Origin of the sequence: Burkholderia sp. NRF60-BP8 (genome assembly GCF_001522585.2) — a bacterium.
Lineage (GTDB): Bacteria > Pseudomonadota > Gammaproteobacteria > Burkholderiales > Burkholderiaceae > Burkholderia.
Window position 1 is genome coordinate 2,196,932 of the sequence record NZ_CP013372.1, and the last position, 17,982, is coordinate 2,214,913.

The 17,982-nt window shown below is 67.3% G+C and carries 11 protein-coding genes; 5 read left to right on the plus strand and 6 right to left on the minus strand.

Features of this window, described 5'->3' with window-relative positions; all coding sequences use genetic code 11:
* Nucleotides 1-3: 3 nt before the first annotated feature.
* From WS54_RS10215 to WS54_RS10230, 4 genes are all read right to left on the minus strand, one after another.
* The gene (locus tag WS54_RS10215) at nucleotides 4-2,067 is read right to left on the minus strand and encodes an NADH:flavin oxidoreductase (RefSeq protein ID WP_059786195.1); all 2,064 of its coding nucleotides are present in this window, start codon (nucleotides 2,065-2,067) and stop codon (nucleotides 4-6) included.
* A gap of 68 nt (nucleotides 2,068-2,135) precedes the next feature.
* Nucleotides 2,136-2,669 carry a DUF5943 domain-containing protein gene (locus WS54_RS10220; protein WP_034204262.1) on the minus strand — a complete coding sequence of 178 codons (534 nt, stop codon included), beginning with the start codon at nucleotides 2,667-2,669 and terminating at the stop codon, nucleotides 2,136-2,138.
* A 138-nt stretch (nucleotides 2,670-2,807) separates the two neighbouring features.
* Nucleotides 2,808-3,779, minus strand: coding sequence for a dipeptidase (locus WS54_RS10225; RefSeq protein WP_034204261.1), 972 nt, complete (start codon nucleotides 3,777-3,779; stop codon nucleotides 2,808-2,810).
* 38 nt (nucleotides 3,780-3,817) lie between these two features.
* A complete protein-coding gene (locus tag WS54_RS10230; protein ID WP_059502295.1) occupies nucleotides 3,818-5,092 on the minus strand; it encodes a serine hydroxymethyltransferase in 1,275 nt (424 codons plus the stop codon).
* A gap of 355 nt (nucleotides 5,093-5,447) precedes the next feature.
* Here WS54_RS10230 and WS54_RS10235 point away from each other — a divergent pair, with 355 nt between their 5' ends.
* On the plus strand, nucleotides 5,448-6,563 hold the full coding sequence (locus WS54_RS10235; protein ID WP_080747627.1) for a GlxA family transcriptional regulator: 1,116 nt from the start codon (nucleotides 5,448-5,450) through the stop codon (nucleotides 6,561-6,563).
* Between the two features lie 58 nt (nucleotides 6,564-6,621).
* On the opposite strand, the gene WS54_RS10240 is transcribed toward WS54_RS10235, so the two are convergent.
* Nucleotides 6,622-8,034, minus strand: coding sequence for a discoidin domain-containing protein (locus WS54_RS10240; RefSeq protein WP_059786197.1), 1,413 nt, complete (start codon nucleotides 8,032-8,034; stop codon nucleotides 6,622-6,624).
* A 266-nt stretch (nucleotides 8,035-8,300) separates the two neighbouring features.
* On the opposite strand from WS54_RS10240, the gene WS54_RS10245 reads away from it, so the two are divergent.
* Nucleotides 8,301-9,722 carry an aminotransferase-like domain-containing protein gene (locus WS54_RS10245; RefSeq protein WP_059786200.1) on the plus strand — a complete coding sequence of 474 codons (1,422 nt, stop codon included), beginning with the start codon at nucleotides 8,301-8,303 and terminating at the stop codon, nucleotides 9,720-9,722.
* A 202-nt stretch (nucleotides 9,723-9,924) separates the two neighbouring features.
* Nucleotides 9,925-10,698 (plus strand): hypothetical protein, encoded by a 774-nt coding sequence (locus tag WS54_RS10250; protein ID WP_059786203.1) that lies wholly within the window; start codon nucleotides 9,925-9,927, stop codon nucleotides 10,696-10,698.
* 309 nt (nucleotides 10,699-11,007) lie between these two features.
* On the opposite strand, the gene fdhA is transcribed toward WS54_RS10250, so the two are convergent.
* Nucleotides 11,008-12,204 (minus strand): formaldehyde dehydrogenase, glutathione-independent, encoded by a 1,197-nt coding sequence (gene fdhA, locus WS54_RS10255; protein WP_034204255.1) that lies wholly within the window; start codon nucleotides 12,202-12,204, stop codon nucleotides 11,008-11,010.
* A 549-nt stretch (nucleotides 12,205-12,753) separates the two neighbouring features.
* On the opposite strand from fdhA, the gene WS54_RS10265 reads away from it, so the two are divergent.
* A complete protein-coding gene (locus WS54_RS10265) occupies nucleotides 12,754-14,322 on the plus strand; it encodes a ShlB/FhaC/HecB family hemolysin secretion/activation protein (RefSeq protein WP_082725198.1) in 1,569 nt (522 codons plus the stop codon).
* A 77-nt stretch (nucleotides 14,323-14,399) separates the two neighbouring features.
* Nucleotides 14,400-17,909 carry a two-partner secretion domain-containing protein gene (locus tag WS54_RS10270; protein ID WP_335670983.1) on the plus strand — a complete coding sequence of 1,170 codons (3,510 nt, stop codon included), beginning with the start codon at nucleotides 14,400-14,402 and terminating at the stop codon, nucleotides 17,907-17,909.
* Nucleotides 17,910-17,982: the final 73 nt, after the last annotated feature.

A 17,982-nucleotide genomic window follows, 5' to 3' on the forward strand; every position in this document is an offset into this window, starting at 1 on the left:
CTTTCAGAAATCCTTCACGAGACGCAGCGAGTCGTAGATGGCCCCGTGGACGTTGTGCATCGAAATGCAGTCGCCGACACGGAACAGCAGGAAACGGCCGTTGCCGAGTTCTTCCGACAGGCACGGCTGCGGCTCGGCCGCGAACAGCGTGTGCGGATCGATCTGGCCGCGGTTCACCGACTCCGGCTTGAGCTTCCAGTACAGTTCGTCGTTCGGCGACGAACCGTTCTCGATCACCACCTGGTCGACCGCGCGCTCTTCCAGCTCTTCCGTGTACTCGTTGCGCAGCACGGCGATCATCTTGCCGTTCTCTTCATAGACGCGATCGAGCATCGTGTTCGGCGTCGGAATCACGCCGAATGCGTACAGGCGGCGATAGAAGATCGGGAACGTCGTGCCGCCGCAGTCGTCGGCCACCTTCACGTCCGGCGTGACGACCTCGACCTTCGAGCCGCGGCTCGCCATGAAGTCGGCCACGCCCGCGCCCGCATGCGTGCTCACGCCGTCGAACAGCAGCACGTTCTGCTTCGGCTCGACCTTGCCGGTCAGGATGTCCCACGAGCTGACGGCGAGGCCTTCGGCCACGCCCCACGCCGGCACCTGCCACGTGAAGCTCGAGCCGCCCGTCGCGAGCACGACGATGTCCGGCTTCTCGGCCATGATCGTCTTCTCGTCGGCGGCCACGCCGAGACGCCGGTCGACGCCCAGACGCTTCGTTTCCATGTCGAACCAACGGATGATCCCCGACATCTGCTCGCGCTGCGGCGCCTTCGCGGCGATCATCACCTGGCCGCCCACTTCCGCGTTCTTCTCGAACAGCACGACGTCGTGGCCGCGCAGCTTCGCGACGCGCGCCGCCTCGAGGCCCGCGGGGCCGGCGCCGACCACCACGACCTTGCGCTTCGGACCGCGCGACTTCTCGATGATGTGCGGCATCGTCGCTTCGCGCGACGTCGCGGCGTTCTGGATGCACAGCACGTCTAGACCGTTGTACTGGCGGTCGATGCAGTAGTTCGCGCCGACGCACTGCTTGATTTCGTCCTCGCGGCCGTCGCGGATCTTGATCACCATGTGCGGATCGGCGATCTGCGCGCGCGTCATGCCGACCAGGTCGATCATGCCGTTCGCGAGCAGGCGCTCGGCCTGGCCCGCGTCGCGGATGCTCTGCGCGTGCATCACCGGGATCTTCACGACCGACTTGATGCCGGCCGCGAGGTGCACGAACGGCTCCGGCGGCAGCGCCATCGGCGGCATGCAGTTCGCGATCGTGTTGTGCGTGTCGCCGCCCGACCCGACCACGCTCAGGTAGTCGATCAGGCCCGTCTCCGACATCGCCTGCGCGATTTCCTTCAGCGCTTCGTGATCGAGGCCGTCCTCGTGGAATTCGTCGCCGCACATGCGCAGACCGACGCAGAAGTCCTTGCCGACCGCCTCGCGCACGGCCGTCAGCACTTCGATGCCGAAGCGCAGGCGGTTTTCGAGGCTGCCGCCCCATTCGTCGGTGCGATGGTTCGAACGCTTGCTCCAGAACTGGTCGATCAGGTGCTGGTGCGCGGCGGAGATTTCGATGCCGTCCATGCCGGCCGCCTTCACGCGCTTCGCGGCCGCCGCGAAATCGCCGATGATGCGGCGGATTTCCTCGATCTCGATGATCTTCGCGTTGCCGCGGTGCACGGGCTCGCGCACGCCCGACGGCGACATCAGGTGCGGCCAGTGCTCGCCGTGGAACGACGAGCGGCGGCCCATGTGCGTCGCCTGGATCATGATCTTCGCGCCGTGCTTGTGCATCGTGTCGGCCAAGCGCGTGAGCGGGTCGATGATCTTGTCGTTCGACAGGTTCACCGATTTCCACCAGCCTTGCGGGCTGTCGATCGAGACCGGGCTCGAGCCGCCGCAGATGGCCAGGCCGACGCCACCCTTCGCCTTTTCTTCGTAGTAGCGGATATAGCGGTCGCCCGGCAGGCCGCCCGGCTCGGCATACACTTCCGCGTGCGCCGTGCTGACGATCCGGTTGCGCAGCGTCAGCTGGTTCAGCTGCATGGGTTTGAACAGGTGGGGATAACGCATCGCAGGCGACCTCTGGCGTTCGAATGTCTCGTGTTGCGGGTGTTTATATGTTTCAGTGCATCGGTGCGTCAGTGCGCGAGCGGCGACACTTCGAAGACGCAGTGGTCGTGATGCTCGGCCGCGCACTGCACTTCCTTCGATTGCGCGCGCGGCGCGTTCTTGCCTTCCGGCGTCGTGTCGTTGACCCAGTCCATCGCGCCCGCGAACCAGCCGGCGAACATGTAGCAGAGCTTGCCTTCCTTGCCCGGTTGCTGGAGCACGAACGACGAGTGGCGCAGTTCGATCTTCGCGCGGGCGCTGGCCGGATCGGCCTCGATGATCGAGAACAGGCCCCAGCCGCGTTGCGACAGGCGCTTCAGGTAGTGCTCGAACACGGCCATGCCGGTCAGGCCGTGCAGCTTCGCTTCCTTGTCGCACCAGTGGTAAGCGGACTTGTAGCCGGCCTTGTAGAGGATCTCGGCATACGCTTCGACGCCGAGCGCTTCCTCGACGGCGACGTGGTTGTTCGTGAAGAAGTGGCGCGGCACGTACAGCATCGGCAGCGCGTCGGTGGTCCAGACGCCGGTATCGGGATCGACGTTGATCGGCAGTTGCGGTTGCATCGTGGTGACTCCGTGAGGAAATTGGCCGCGCGGCTCAGTGCGCAGGCGCGACATCGTCCGCGTGCCCGCGCGGCAGGCGCGGGCACGTCCCGATTTTTTTATGTTGAAACGCGGGGAGCGGTTCGGCGGGCGTGGCGCTTACGCGCCCCACACGTCCTTGAACACGCGCACCCAGTTCTCGCCCATGATCTTGCGGATCCGCGATTCCTTCCAGCCGTGGCGCTCCATCGCGGCGGTCAGGTTCGGGAATTCGCCGATCGTACGGATACCTTCCGGGTTGATCACCTTGCCGAAGTTCGTCAGTTGGCGATAGCGGCCCTTGTCGTGCGTGAGCATGTCGAAGAACTCCTTCGCATAGTCCTGCGTGAAGTCCGTGCCGATGCCGACCGCATCCTCGCCGATCAGGTTCACGACGTAGTCGATCGCCTCGATGTAGTCGTCGATGTTCGCTTCGATCCCGCGCTTCAGGAACGGCGCGAACATCGTCACGCCGACGAAGCCGCCCGCATCGGCGATCTCCTTCAGCTGCGCGTCGCTCTTGTTGCGCGGATGCTCCTTCAGGCCCGACGGCAGGCAGTGCGAATAGCACACCGGCTTCTTCGAGAATGCGATCGCTTCCGACGACGTGTTGCCGCCCACATGCGACAGGTCGACCATGATGCCGACGCGGTTCATCTCGGTGATCACTTCGCGGCCGAAGTCCGACAGCCCGCCGTCGCGCTCGTAGCAGCCGGTGCCGACCAGGTTCTGCGTGTTGTAGCAGAGCTGCACGACGCGCACGCCCATGTCGGCGAACGCCTCGATGTAGCCGAGGTTGTCCTCGAACGCATGCGCGTTCTGGAAGCCGAGGATGATGCCGGTCTTGCCTTCCTTCTTCGCGCGGAAGATGTCGTCCGTCGTGCGCACGAGCGTCAGCAGCTCGCCGTTGTCGCGGATCTTCTTCTTCATCACGCCGATGTTGTCGACGGTCTTGGCGAAGTTTTCCCACACCGACACCGTGCAGTTCGCGGCCGTGATGCCGCCCTTTCGCATGTCCTCGAACACCGGCTTCTCGAACTTCGAGATGTTCAGTCCGTCGATGATGATGCTGTCCTGATGCAGCGTGCTCATATCTGCTCTCGCTCGTGTGACTGTTCTGGTGGGGTCGATCAATAGATCGGGAAGCGCTCGCAGAGCGCGAAGATCTCGCGGCGCACGCGCTGTTCGGTGGCGGGATCGCCTTCCGGGTTCGCGCGCAGCGCGTCGAACACTTCGAGGATCAGGCGGCCGATCTCGCGGAACTCCGCGACGCCGAAGCCGCGCGTCGTGCCCGCCGGCGTGCCGAGACGGATGCCCGACGTGACGGTCGGCTTCTCGGTGTCGAACGGGATGCCGTTCTTGTTGCAGGTGATGCCCGCGCGTTCCAGCGCCTGCTCGACCGGCGCGCCCTTCAGGCCCTTCGGGCGCAGGTCGACCAGCAGCAGGTGATTGTCGGTGCCGCCCGTGACGAGATCGACGCCGCCGGCCTTCAGCACTTCGCCGAGCGCCTGTGCGTTCGCGAGCACGTTGTCGATGTAGGTCTTGAAGTCCGCATGCAGCACTTCGCCGAACGCCACCGCCTTGCCGGCGATCACGTGCATCAGCGGGCCGCCCTGCAGGCCGGGGAACACGGCCGAGTTGATCTTCTTCGCGATCTCCTCGTCGTTGGTCAGCACGAAGCCGCCGCGCGGGCCGCGCAGCGTCTTGTGCGTGGTCGACGTGACGACGTGCGCGTGCTCGACCGGGTTCGCATGGCGGCCCGCGGCGATCACGCCCGCGATGTGCGCCATGTCGACCATCAGCTTCGCGCCGACGCTGTCGGCGATCGCGCGAAAGCGCGCGAAGTCGAGCGCGCGCGGGTACGCCGAGAAGCCGGCGATGATGAGGCTCGGCTTGTGCTCGTGGGCGAGCGCCTCGACCTGGTCGTAATCGATGCGCAGCGTGTCGCGATTCACGCCGTACTGGACGGCGTTGAACCACTTGCCCGACAGCGCCGGCTTCGCGCCGTGCGTCAGGTGGCCGCCCGCGTCGAGCGACATGCCGAGCACCGTGTCGCCCGGCTTGGCCAGCGCGAGCATCACCGAACCGTTCGCCTGCGCGCCCGAGTGCGGCTGCACGTTCGCATAGCCGGCGTTGAAGATCTGCTTCACGCGGTCGATCGCGAGCGCCTCGACTTCGTCCGCGAATTCGCAGCCGCCGTAGTAGCGCTTACCGGGATAGCCTTCCGCATACTTGTTGGTCAGCACCGAGCCCTGCGCCTCGAGCACGGCGCGCGACACGATGTTTTCCGACGCGATCAACTCGACCTGCGACTGCTGACGCTCGAGTTCCTTCAGGATGGCGCTGCGCACCGGCGCGTCGCGCTCGGCAAGGGGCTGCGAGAAGAAAGGCTGGGTATTCGACATAGTGCGTCCGTGACGAAGAATGAAGGGCTGCAACCGAAGCTCAAGGGCCGCCGTGCCTGGGGTTCCCGCGCGTCCAGTGCAAGGCTGCCGACGGCTCTATTCTTGTCGTTCGGATTTTCGGCGGATTGATGAATTTAGACGCGTTCTTTGCCTTTTCCGCCATGCGCGTCCGTTTTATACAAGTGACCGGTCGTGCTTTTCGGGACGATCGCCAGAAACGGTGTCGGTGATTCACCTATGGACACGCACACCGGCAGTGCGTTTGCCGCACGTTCGCGTGCAGCTTCTCCCGGATACGGTGCAGTGCAGCAACGGCCCGATGCCCAGACAACGTATGGAGCTAGGGTTTAGCCGTATGGCACGCTTGTTGCACTCGCTCACACAATACCGCAGCCCGATTCGTGCCCCGGGCCAAAAGCTATTAGAGATTCAAGGAACGCTCCCCATGTCGCCCGACCGCACAGCGTCGCTGTCCCACTTCGCGTTCATGCCTTTACCGAACTTCACGATGATCGCGTTCACCAATGCGATCGAGGTGCTTCGGATGGCGAATTATCTGAGCGGCCAGCCGCTCTACCGCTGGTCGGTGATCAGCCCGGACGGCGGCCCGGTCACGGCGAGCAACGGCCTCACGGTCGACACGGGGCCGGCCGAATGCGTGGGGCAGCCCGACATCGTGTTCGTGTGCGGCGGCGTCGACGTGCAGCGCGCGACCACGCCTGCTCACCTGTCGACGCTGCGCCGCTTCGCGCGCTCGGGGCTGCCGCTCGGCAGCCTGTGCACGGGCACCTATGCACTCGCGAAGTCGGGGCTGCTCGCGGGCTACGCGTGCGCGATCCACTGGGAGAACATGTCGGCGCTGAAGGAGGAGTTTCCGGACACGCGCTTCCTGAAGGAACTGTTCGTGATCGACCGCGATCGCATCACGTGCACGGGCGGCGTCGCGCCGCTCGACATGATGCTGAACCTGATCGCCGCGCGCGTCGGCACCGCGCGCGTCACGCAGATCGCCGAGCAGTTCATCGTCGAACACGTGCGCGACACGAGCGCGCAACAACGCATGCCGCTCGTCGCCCGCCTCGGCTCGGCGAACAAGTCGCTGTTCGAAGTGATCTCGCTGATGGAGAACAACATCGAGGAGCCGCTGTCACGCGAGGAACTCGCGCGGCTCGCGAACATGTCGCAGCGGCAGTTGCAACGCCTGTTCCGCGAGCATCTCGGGATGACGCCGACGCACTACTACCTGACGCTGCGGCTGCGCCGCGCGCGCGAACTGCTGCTGCAGACCGACATGTCGATCATGCACATCACGATGGCGTGCGGCTTCCAGTCGGCATGCCACTTCAGCAAGAGCTATCGCGACGCGTTCGGCGTCGCGCCGACCCGCGAGCGCCGCAAGCAGGTTGCGCCGCTCGCGCAGGGTGCGGCGGCGGCCGGGCCGGCGTTTCCGACGCATCTGCTGCATGCGTGAAGCACGGACTATCTGAAGCAAAAAAAAGCGGCCTCGAAGGCCGCTTTTCCGTTTGCGCTTACGATCCCCACACCTGCATTTCATCGAGCGAGTACCCCCACTGCGTCGCCCGCTTCGTGCCGAGCATCCGCACGTAACGCCCCTGCCCGTTCAGGTTCGGCAACGTCACGTGCCCGTACGACACGCCGTTGTTGGTCGAGTAGATCGTCGTCCAGTTCGCGTTGTCGTTCGACGTCTGGATCTGGTAGACGAGCGCGCCCGCATCCCAGTACAGATCGATGCTGCTGATCGTCTTCGTCGCACCGAGATCGACGGAGATCCATTGCGGATCGACGCCCGCGCCTTCCGGCGAATCCCAGCGCGTGCTCGTCGTGTTGCCGTCGAACGCCTTGTCGGCCGTCAGCGACGCGTCGTAGCTCGCCGATGCGGCGGCCGGACGGCCTTGCGACAGCAGCGTCAACTGCCTGGCGGCCGGGCCGCCGTAGTAGTTCGCGCCGAGCTTGGCCTTCGTCGTGTCCGCATTCACGCCGAACTGCGACAGGCTCCAGCGCTGACCGGTCGTCACGTCGCCGACGTAGAGCTGATAGCCGCCCGCCGTCGTCGACGAGAAAAACAGATAGTTCGTACCACTGACAGGCGCCGGGTCCGAGTTGTTGCTCATGCAGTCGTTGAGCGCCAGCGCGCTCGGCGTCGACGCCGGGTCGGCCGTCTTCGCATAGATCTGGTCGGCTCCGCCGCTGTCCTTCCAGCGCGCGTAGTACACCATGCCGTCCGCCCGCACGATCGGGTAGTACGTCTGCAACCCGGCCGGACGATCGAACACGGCGGTCGCACCGGTCGCGATCGTGCGCTTCATCAGCCCCATGTTCGAGCCGGTGCCCGTCGCGTAGTACACGGCGCTCGCGTCCGGCGCGAGGAACGGCATCGAGTATTCGGCGCCGGCTGGCGCGTTCGTCAGGCTCACGACGGACGTGAACACCGGCCCCGCGCTCGTGTACGACAGCGTCGCCTGCTTGACGTCGCCGTTCTGCTTGAACACGAGCGTCTTGCCGTCCGCGCTGAACTTCGGGTCTTCGTTGCGGGTGGCGCCCGTGCTGTTCGTCATGTTGACGGGCGGCGTGCCGGCGCCGAGCTGCAGCATGAACACGTTCCATGCGCCGTTGCGGATGCCCATGAACGCGAGCCACTTGCCGTCGGGGCTGAAAACGCCGTTCATCGGATCGGTGATGCCCCACGCGCTCTTGCTGAGTTGCGTCAGTGTATGGGCCGAAAAATCGTAGAGGAAAAGCTGGCTCGTGCCGTCGCCGTACTTGACGTAGCTGTGATAGACCAGCTTGCCGGTCAGCGCGGCGGGAAACGTCGCGTTCGGCTGGGCGGCGGGATTGTTGACGCAGGCTGCGGCGGCCACGCCGCTGAACAGGTTGAGGGCGATGCCGGCCACGAGGACGGCGACGAGGGTCTTCGATTTCACGCTGGATGCTTCCGGGTAAGGTGGGGACGCCGCTGACGAGGACCCGCGCGGCACGCGCGGGCGTCACGGATCCGCCGTCGGGCAGCGTGAATTCCGTATCGGTCGGACATCGGGAATAAAACTTGCGGCAGTGTGCCTTCTGGTCAGACGAAAGAAAAGGATCAGAGCGCGCTTAAAACATACGGATCAGCGATTTAGGGCGCGCTTGCACGTGACGGCTGCCGTACTACTCTTTGTCATCTGGGTCCAACGCCGGGAGGACACGCATGAAGCGTTATGCGGTGCTGGCGCAGACGATTGCCGACGCGATCCGGCGCGGCGACCTGGCGCCCGGTGCGCGCATTCCTACCGTGCGCGCGGCATGCCGCGCGTATCGCGTCAGCCCGTCCACGGTGTTTCGCGCGTACTACGCGCTCGAAAGCGAGGGCCTGATCGTCGCGCGGGCGCGCTCGGGTTATTTCGTTGCGAACGTCTCGGACAAGCACGTTCGGTTCGGCCGCGATCCTCCGCGCAAGCCGGGCGCCGCGCAAACCGGCGACGACGATGCGCTGTTCCGCCTGCTCGACTCGCTCAAATGCGACGACATCGTGCCGCTCGGCTCGGCATTCGCGAGCTATTCGCTGTTCCCGATGAGCAGCCTGTGGCGCTACGTGGCGTCGGCCGCCCGCAACATGGATCGCACGAAACTGCTCGCGGGCCTGCCGCCCGGTAACGAAGCGCTGCGCCGCCAGATCGCGTTGCGCTATCTGAACGCGGGCGGGTCGTTGCCGCTGGAGGAAATCGTGATCACGACGGGGGCGACCGAAGCGCTGACGCTCAGCCTGCAGGCGCTGACGCGCCCGGGCGACATCGTCGCGATCGAACGGCCGGCATTCCATGCGGTGCTGCAGGCCGTCCAGTGCCTGCACCTGAAGGCCGTCGAGATTCCGGTCGACCCGCGCACCGGCCTCGACCTCGACGCGCTCGCCGAGGCGCTCGACACGCATCCGGTGCGGGCGTGCTGGTTCATGACGTCGTTCCACAACCCGACCGGTGCAACGCTGACCGACGAGCGCAAGCGCGCGCTGATCGACCTGCTCGCGTCGCGCGGCGTGCCGCTGATCGAGGACGACGTGTACGGCGAACTGCAGTTCGGCACGGCGCCCACGCGCCCGGCGAAACTGTACGACGACAGCGGGCTCGTCCTGCATTGCGGGTCGTTCTCGAAATGTCTCGCGCCCGGGTTCCGGATCGGCTGGGTCGCGGCCGGCCGCTTCGTGCGGCAGATCCGCCAGGCCAAGGGCGCGAGCGCGCCGGCCGCCGACGTACCGGCGCAGATGGCGATTTCGAGCTACCTGCGCGACGGCGCATACGATCGTTTCCTGCGCAAGCTGCGACGCAATCTCGCCGCGCACCAGGCGCAGATGCTCTCGGCCGTGCGCGCGTATTTTCCGGCCGACACCGAAGTGTTCGCACCGCGCGGCGGGTATTTTCTGTGGATCGAATTGCCGCCGCACATGGACGCGATGCACCTGTTCGACGACGCGATGGAAAGCGGCGTCAGCATCGCGCCCGGGCCGATCTTTTCCGCCACCGGCGGCTTCCGCCGCTATCTGCGACTCAACTACGGGCGCCCGTGGACACCGGCCGTCGAGCGCGCGCTGGAGACGCTCGGCACGCTCGCATCCCGGCAACGGCACGGCGGCTAGCATGAGACGGGCGGCACGAAACGTGCGGCACGCGACGCGCGACATGCGCCTTGCGTTTCACGCGCGAACGACCAAGAATGAAGCGGCAGGCAGCCGCGGACGAACGGGTTCCACGCGTCCGATGTTATGGAGAATCAAATGCACACCGTATCCAGACGACCGCCGATGTGTCACCCGACGATGGCACCCGTCGGTCGCTGACATGCGCGTCCTGCCCAACCGAAGCGTCCGCGCGCGCGATGCCTGGCGTGCCGTGCTGAACGCGCGCGCCGAATCGCGGCACGCGACGTGCTGTCGCTGCCGCGAATGCGGTTTCGTGGCGTTCCGCGCGCTCGAGCATTGCCCCGTCTGCGGTCAGTGGAACTGGCCGTTCGAACCGATTCGCCGCACGCCGGCCGACGCGCGTGCCGCGCATGCGCCGCGGTCGTTCCATACATGGTCGTCGCGCGTCGCCCGCGCGCTGCGCAACGCGGCTGTCCAGCGGCCGCGCGCATCGAGCGCGCCGATCCTGAGCATCCTCACGCTCGTGCTGCTGGTCGGCGGCTACGTGACGGTCGACCAGACCTGCAAGGCCGATCCCGCTTGTCGCGGATCCGCTGCGCCGGCCGCTGTCGCGACCGGAGCCGTACTTCAGGCGTCGAACGAGCCATTGATACCGGTCGTGCCGGCCCCCGTCTACCCGTTTCATTCGACCGATGAAACACGGGTGGCAGCCAATCCGCCACAGGCCAATCCGCAACCGGCCGCCCCGTTCGCCGGCAAACCCGCGCGCAGGATGGCGGTTGCGCAAGCCGCGCCGTCGTTGCGCGCGCCCGAGCGCATGCGCACCGGCGCAGTCCGCGTGGCCGACTGGAAAGGCGGCCGCGACGTCGCCCATCGCACGCGCGCGATCCGCCGCGTCGGCCTGCACACCGGGCGGACCCACCGCGCCGCAGCGAGCAACGCCGAAATCGCGAAGCTCTATCGTGGCCACTGAGCGCGCGATCCAGACCCGCGCGCCCGTCGATTCGATTTTCTAAACCGCCCGTCACAAGACCTCGTTTGTGTCGCGACGGACGCATGACGTTCAATGGATCATTCGCCCGCGCCGGCACATATCGCACGCCGACCGCCCGATCCACCGACCGGAGTCCGTCGATGAATGCACTGCAGCTCGTGACCGTGGCCGCCATCTGGGCGCGTCCGCTCGCCGCGTTGCCTCCCCCGCCTTCGCGCCCGCAATGAAAACGGGCGGCCCGTTTCCGGCACCGCCCGCTTCGTGTCGCGCGTGTCGAACGCTAGCGCATCACGCCGCCAGCAACCCGTGCGGGTCGATGACGAATTTGCGCGGCGCGCCGCCGTCGAACTTCTTGTAGCCTTCCGGCGCCTGGTCGAGCGAAATCACTTCGACGTTGACGATCTTCGCGATCGGCAGCCGGTCGAACAGGATCGCCTGCATCAGGTTGCGGTTGTACTTCAGCACCGGCGTCTGGCCCGTGAAGAACGAATGCGACTTCGCCCAGCCGAGGCCGAAGCGGATGCTCAGGCTGCCGTGCTGCGCGGCCTTGTCCTTCGCGCCCGGATCGTCCGTCACGTACAGGCCCGGGATGCCGATCGCGCCGGCCGGGCGCGTGATTTCCATCAGCGAGTTCAGCACCGTCGCGGGCGCTTCCTCCGCATGGCCCGACGAGCCGTGGCCGTGCGCCTCGAAGCCGACGCAATCGACCGCGCAGTCGATCTCCGGCACGCCGAGGATCTGCGCGATCTGCTCGCCGAGCGACGCGTCCTTCGACAGGTCGACCGTCTCGAACCCCATCGCCCGTGCGTGCGCGAGGCGCTCCGCGTTCATGTCGCCGACGATCGTCACGGCCGCGCCGAGCAGGCGCGCCGACGCGGCGGCCGCCATCCCGACCGGGCCCGCGCCCGCGATGTACACCGTCGAACCGGGCTTCACGCCCGCGCTCACCGCGCCGTGATAACCGGTCGGCAGAATGTCGGACAGGCAGGTCAGATCGCGGATCTTCGCCATCGCCTGATCGCGATCCGGGAATTTCAGCAGGTTGAAATCGGCATACGGCACGAGCACGTACTCGGCCTGGCCGCCGATCCAGCCGCCCATGTCGACGTAGCCGTACGCGCCGCCGGCACGCGACGGGTTCACGTTCAGGCACACGCCCGTATGCGTGTCCTTGCACATCGCGCAGCGCCCGCACGCGACGTTGAACGGCACCGACACGAGATCGCCGATCTTCAGCGTCTCGACGTCCGGGCCCACTTCGATCACTTCGCCGGTGATCTCGTGACCGAGCACGAGGCCGACCGGCGCGGTCGTCCGGCCGCGCACCATGTGCTGGTCGGAGCCGCAGATGTTCGTGCTGACGACTTTCAGGATCACGCCGTGGCCGATCGCGCGGCCGCTCGGGTCGACCATCTTCGGATAATCGATTTTCTGGACTTCGACCTGACCCGGCCCAAGATAGACGACACCTCGATTGCTGCTCATCGTATTGTCTCCATGTCTCGTTGGATGGCGCCGCGGCGCGCCGGCCCTTGCGGCGCACGCGCAACGTGCTGTTCGAGAGTAGTCCGGGAGGCAGGGGGGCCGATGTCTCAAACGCGACACGCGTTTGATCCGGGCCGACATCGGCGCCCCGGGATACGCCTGCATGCGGATCCCGCACGTCGCGCCCCGTTTTCGACAAAATCTGACAAGACAAATCGATAACGCAGTTGGCCTAGTACTCATCCAATATCAATACGCGGCCACGCTCCGTAGTATCCCCGACGCTCCACGCGCCATCGGCGCGCCAATTCGTCGAGGGTGAAAATTCGTCCCATCCACCGCATCCCGCACCACGCCGATTCCGATACCGCCGTCGGGTCGGCGATCTCCGGGCGGCCGCTCCCGCTACACGACACGTCTCGTCCACGGCATCGCACCGCCCGCACCGGTTGCATCGCGCACTGGGCGGGCCTCCCGGTCTGGTACATCGGCGCCGTGCTGTTGCTGCCGGGCATTGCACACGCGCTGCCGCCCAGCGCCGGGCAATCGATGCGTGACATCGAGGCCACACGCCCCACCCTGCCTGCCGACTCGCCGCCCGATCTCGCCATCGCGCCGCCGCCCGACGCGAAGCCGCCGCCGCCCGGCGACGACGCCGGGCCGCGCGTACGGGTGCAGGCATTCGCGATCGGCGGCAATCGTGCGTTCGACGCCGAACGGCTGCAGCCGCTTCTCGCGGACCTCGTCGGCCGCGAACTGAGCTTCGACGAACTCCGGCAAGCCGCCGACCGGATCTCCGCGTATTACCGCGAACACGGCTACGTGCTCGCGCGCGCCTACCTGCCGCGGCAGAACATCGACGACGGCGTCGTGCGCATCGACGTGCTCGAAGGCCGTTACGGCGCCATCGAACTGAACAACCGCTCGCGCGTGCTGGACGGCGTCCTGCGCCGGCCGCTCGCCGGCCTGCACCCCGGAGACGCCGTGCGGGGCGACGCGCTCGAGCGCAGCCTGCTGCTGCTCGACGATCTGCCGGGCGTCATCGCGAAGGGCACGCTGCGCGCGGGTGCGGAAGCCGGCACGACCGATCTCGCCGTCGACGTCGAACGCGGCCGGTTCGCATCGGGCTCGCTCGATGTCGACAACTACGGCGACCCGCTCACCGGCCGCTATCGCGCCACCGGCAGCGTCGACGTCGACGCCCCGCTGCGGCTCGGCGATCGGTTCGCGCTGCGCGGGCTCACCAGCGATTCGTGCCAGCGTTATTACCGCGCAGCCTATCAGTTGCCCGTCGGCCCCGCGTCGACCCGGCTCGGCGTCGCGTATTCCGACATGGGTTACCGGGTCGGCGGAAGCTTCGACGATCTCGACTATCACGGCCGCGCATCGGTGCAAAGCGTATCCGTCTCGCAACCGCTGCTGCGCAGCCGCCGCGCGAACATCAATGCGCAGCTGCTCTACGAGAACAAGCGGCTGCACGACGACTACGACGCATTGGACGTGCACGGCGCGAAGCGCATTCGCATGGGGTCGTTCAGCATCGGCGGCAGCAACCAGGACGACTGGTTCGGCGGCGGCCGCAGCAGTGCGTCCGTGACGTTCGGCATCGGCCGGATGAGCGGCAACGATCCGCTCGATTTCGATTCGCTCGCGAAAACCCACGGCCGCTTCGCCAAGCTGAACGTCAACGCATTGCGGCTGCAAGCGCTCACCGCACGGTTTCAGCTCTACGTGCAGTTCAGCGCGCAACTGGCATCGCGCAATCTCGACTCGTCGGAAAAGTTCAGCCTCGGCGGCCCGTACGGGGTGCGCGCATACGGGCTCGGCGCGGGCAGCGGCGACCAGGGCTGGCAAGCCAGCGCGGAGCTGCGCTACCTCGCCGCGCCGGGCTGGCAAGTCAGCACCTTCGTCGATACGGGACGCGTGCAGCTCAACAAGCAGCCGTGGAACCGGGAACGCAACACGTTGCAATTGTCGGCGGCCGGCATCGGCTTCGGCTGGTACGGCGCAAGCCGGCAGGTCAACGTCGCGGTCTCGCGACCGCTCGGCAGGTCCGACGAGGTGGCCGCGATCACGCGATCGCCAGGTGTCTGGCTCCAGGCGACCCAGTACTTCTGAGTCGCCCGGCGCCGACGGCCAGCCCGGCAGCGCCGCGGGCCGGCATTCGGGCGGCGGGCGGCGTGACTGCCCGCCGCATGAAGCGGAAAGCCGTTTCGCCTCTCAATTCGTCAGTTAGGTTTGCTGATGAACTCAAGCTACTCATCACCGAGGAAATGAAAACGATGAACAAGACCTACGCATTGGTGTGGAACCACGCACAAGGGTGCTGGAACGCGGTCGGGGAAACCGCGCGCCGCCGCGGCAAATCCGGCGGCGGCAAGCTCGTCGCGGCCGCCGCCGTGTCGCTGCTCGGCCTCGCCGCCGTGCCCGCTCACGCGCTGCCCACCGGCCAGGCCGTCGTCGCCGGCCACGCCGACATCGCCACGTCCCCCGACGGCAAGACGATGTCCATCAACCAGCACTCCGACAAGCTCATCACCAACTGGCAGGACTTCGGCGTCGCCGGCGGCGAACGCGTGTCGTTCCACCAGCCCGGCAGTTCGTCGATCGCGCTGAACCGCGTGATCGGCACCCGCGGCAGCCAGATCGACGGACGCATCGACGCCAACGGCAAGGTCTTCCTCGTCAACCCGAACGGCGTGATGTTCGGCGCCGGTTCGCAGGTCAACGTCGGCAGCCTCGTCGCGTCCACGCAGAACCTGTCCGATGCCGACCTCCTCGCCGGCAACTATCGCTTCGCCGGCACATCGGCCGCGTCCGTCGCCAACGCCGGCCACATCACCGCCGCCGACGGCGGCAGCGTCGCGCTGCTCGGCGCGCGCGTGTCGAACACCGGCGTGATCCAGGCGAAGATGGGCCGCATCGCGCTCGGCGCCGGCAACGCGTTCAAGGTCAACTTCGACGGCAGCGATCTGCTCAGCGTGCAGGTCGAAGGCGGCGCCGTCGACGCGCAGGCGAGCAACGGCGGGCTGCTGAAAGCCGACGGCGGCGAAGTGCTGATGACTGCGCGCGCCGCGGGCGACCTGCTGAACGCGGCAGTCAACAACACCGGCACCATCGAGGCGCGTGGACTGAGCAGCCACGGCGGGCGCATCATGCTCGACGGCGGCACCGTCCTGGCCGGCGGCACGCTGGACGCGAGCGCCGCGGCCGGCAACGGCGGCGAAGTTGCGACGCGTGGTGCGAACGTGCGCATCGCCGACGACGCGAAGGTCGACACGCGCGGCGCGAACGGCCGCTCGGGCACGTGGAAGATCGACACGGCAAACGCACGCGTCGCCGACGATGCGAACGCGACGATCGGCGCAGCCACGCTGTCGCGCAATCTCGACACGACGCCGGTCGAACTGACGAGCACCGACGGTGCGCTGACGACCGACGGCGCGATTGGCTGGAACGGCGATCACGGCCTCACGCTGACGTCCGTGCGCGGCGACGTGCATCTCGGCAAGTCGCTGACGGCGAGTGGCGCCAATGCGCGCATCGCAGTCAACGCCGCACGACGCATCGCCGTCAACGACAAGGTCGCGCTCACGGGCCGCAACGCCGGCCTCGCATTGAACTCGGGCGACGGTCACGCATTGAACGGCAATGCAGCTGTCACGCTGTCGGGCGCGAATGCGTCGTTCAACGCGAACGGGCAGGCCTATCGCGTGATCCGCAACGTCGATGACTTGCGCGCGGTCGATACGAACCTGAACGGCCGCTACGTGCTCGGCAATGCGATCAAGGGCAGCGGCGCGTTCCGCAGCATCGGCGGCAACGCGGCGTTCGCCGGCACGTTCGACGGCCTCGGCAACACGATTTCCGGGTTGTCCGTCTACAACAGCGCGCCGTTCGTCGGCCTGTTCGCGATCAATAGCGGCACGATCGCCAACCTGACGCTCGATTCGGTGTCGGCGCACGGCACGGCGAATTATCGCGGCAGCGCCGTCGGCGCGCTGGCCGGCGCGAACGTGCGAGGCATGCTGTCGAACGTGCACGCGCGCAATGTTTCCGTCACGACCGGCGGCTCGCCCGCCAACGTCGCCGGCGGCCTCGTCGGCCGGAACCAGGGCGGCACGATCGACCGCGCGTCGGTGTCGGGCCGCGTCGCGGGCGACCGCTACACGACCGCGCTCGGCGGGCTCGTCGGCGAGAACGTCACGTCGCCCGACGCCCGCTCCGGCACCGCGACGATCGCCCGCAGCCGCGCCGACGCGAACGTCTCCATCGATATCGCCGACACGCTCGTCAACAGCGACAAAAGCGGGATCGGCGGCCTCGTCGGCTTCAGCAACGGCGATATCCGCGATTCGTCGAGCAAGGGGCAGGTGTACGTAGCACGCTCCGGCGCAGCCGTCGGCGGTCTCGTCGGGCGCAACACCGGCACGGTCGCCGGATCCGATGCGTCCGGTCGTGTCACCGCCGGCACGGCCGGCGTCGCCGGTGCACTGGTCGGCGTCAATGCGGGCGCCATCGCCGCCTCGCGCGCAGGCGGCAGTGTCACGGCCGGCGTGCGCGGCACGGCCGGCGGCCTCGTCGGCCGCAACAGCGGCGTGGTGACGGGCGCCTACGCATCCGGCAGCGTCGCAGCCGCGACGAACGGCATCGCGGGCGGCCTCGTCGGCGTCAACGACGGCCTCGTCGACCGTTCCAGTGCGACCGGCGACGTGGCGGCGCTGGATAACGGCGTCGCCGGCGGGCTCGTCGGCGTCAATGGCGGCCGCATCCAGGCGTCGGACGCACATGGCGACGTAGCGGCGCGCAACGCCGTCGGCGCCGTGGGCGGGTTCGTCGGCATCAATCGAGGAAGAATCGACGCGTCGAACGCAAGCGGCGACGTGATGACTTTCGCCGGCGCACCGGCGGGCGGCTTCGTCGGCCGCAACGCGGCCGGCGGCATCATCGACGGATCGAGCGCACGTGGCAGCGTGGATGGTATGGATACCGAATCGATCGGCGGCTTTGCGGGCATCACCGACGCGAATTCGACGATCGGCGCGTCGTCCGCGCACGGCTCGGTGCGAGGCGAAACGAACAGCCGCGTCGGCGGCTTCGTCGGTACCAACGGCGGCCGCGTCGTGAGCGTCAGCGCATCGGGCACGGTCCAGGCCGACGAAAACGCGGAGATCGGCGGCCTGATCGGCCGGAATACCGGAACCGTCGATTCGTCACGGGCGAGCGGCACCGTCATGGCCGACGCTGCGAGCCAGGCGGGCGGACTGGTCGGCTTCAACAGCGGCACGGTACGAAGCTCGCATGCGTCGGCAGCCGTCGTCGCCGGCAACAAGAGCAACGTCGGCGGGCTCGTCGGCCACCACGCGAGCGGCACGATCGAGCTGTCCGACGCGACCGGCAACGCGACGGGCGGCCGCAACGCCAACGTCGGCGGCCTAGTGGGTCTCAACGACGGCAGGATCAGCCAGTCGGCGTCGTCCGGCACCGTGAGCGCCAGCTTGTACGCGAACCTCGGCGGCCTCATCGGGACGAACCGCGGCACCGCGCAAGCGTCGTCGACCAGCAGCCGGGTCGCCTACGAGTTTGGCCGTGGTCAGCAATACGGTGGCATCGCGGGCTTCTCGAAGACGTCGATGCGGGGCAATACGGTATCGGGCGAAGCCATGAACGTGCCGTTCGTCGGCAACCAGTTCGGCATCCACTGACTGTGACCCGGCGCAGGCGGGCAGTCCGACCGCCGGCGCCGGCACATGGCGGCGGGCAGATCGTCCGCCGCTT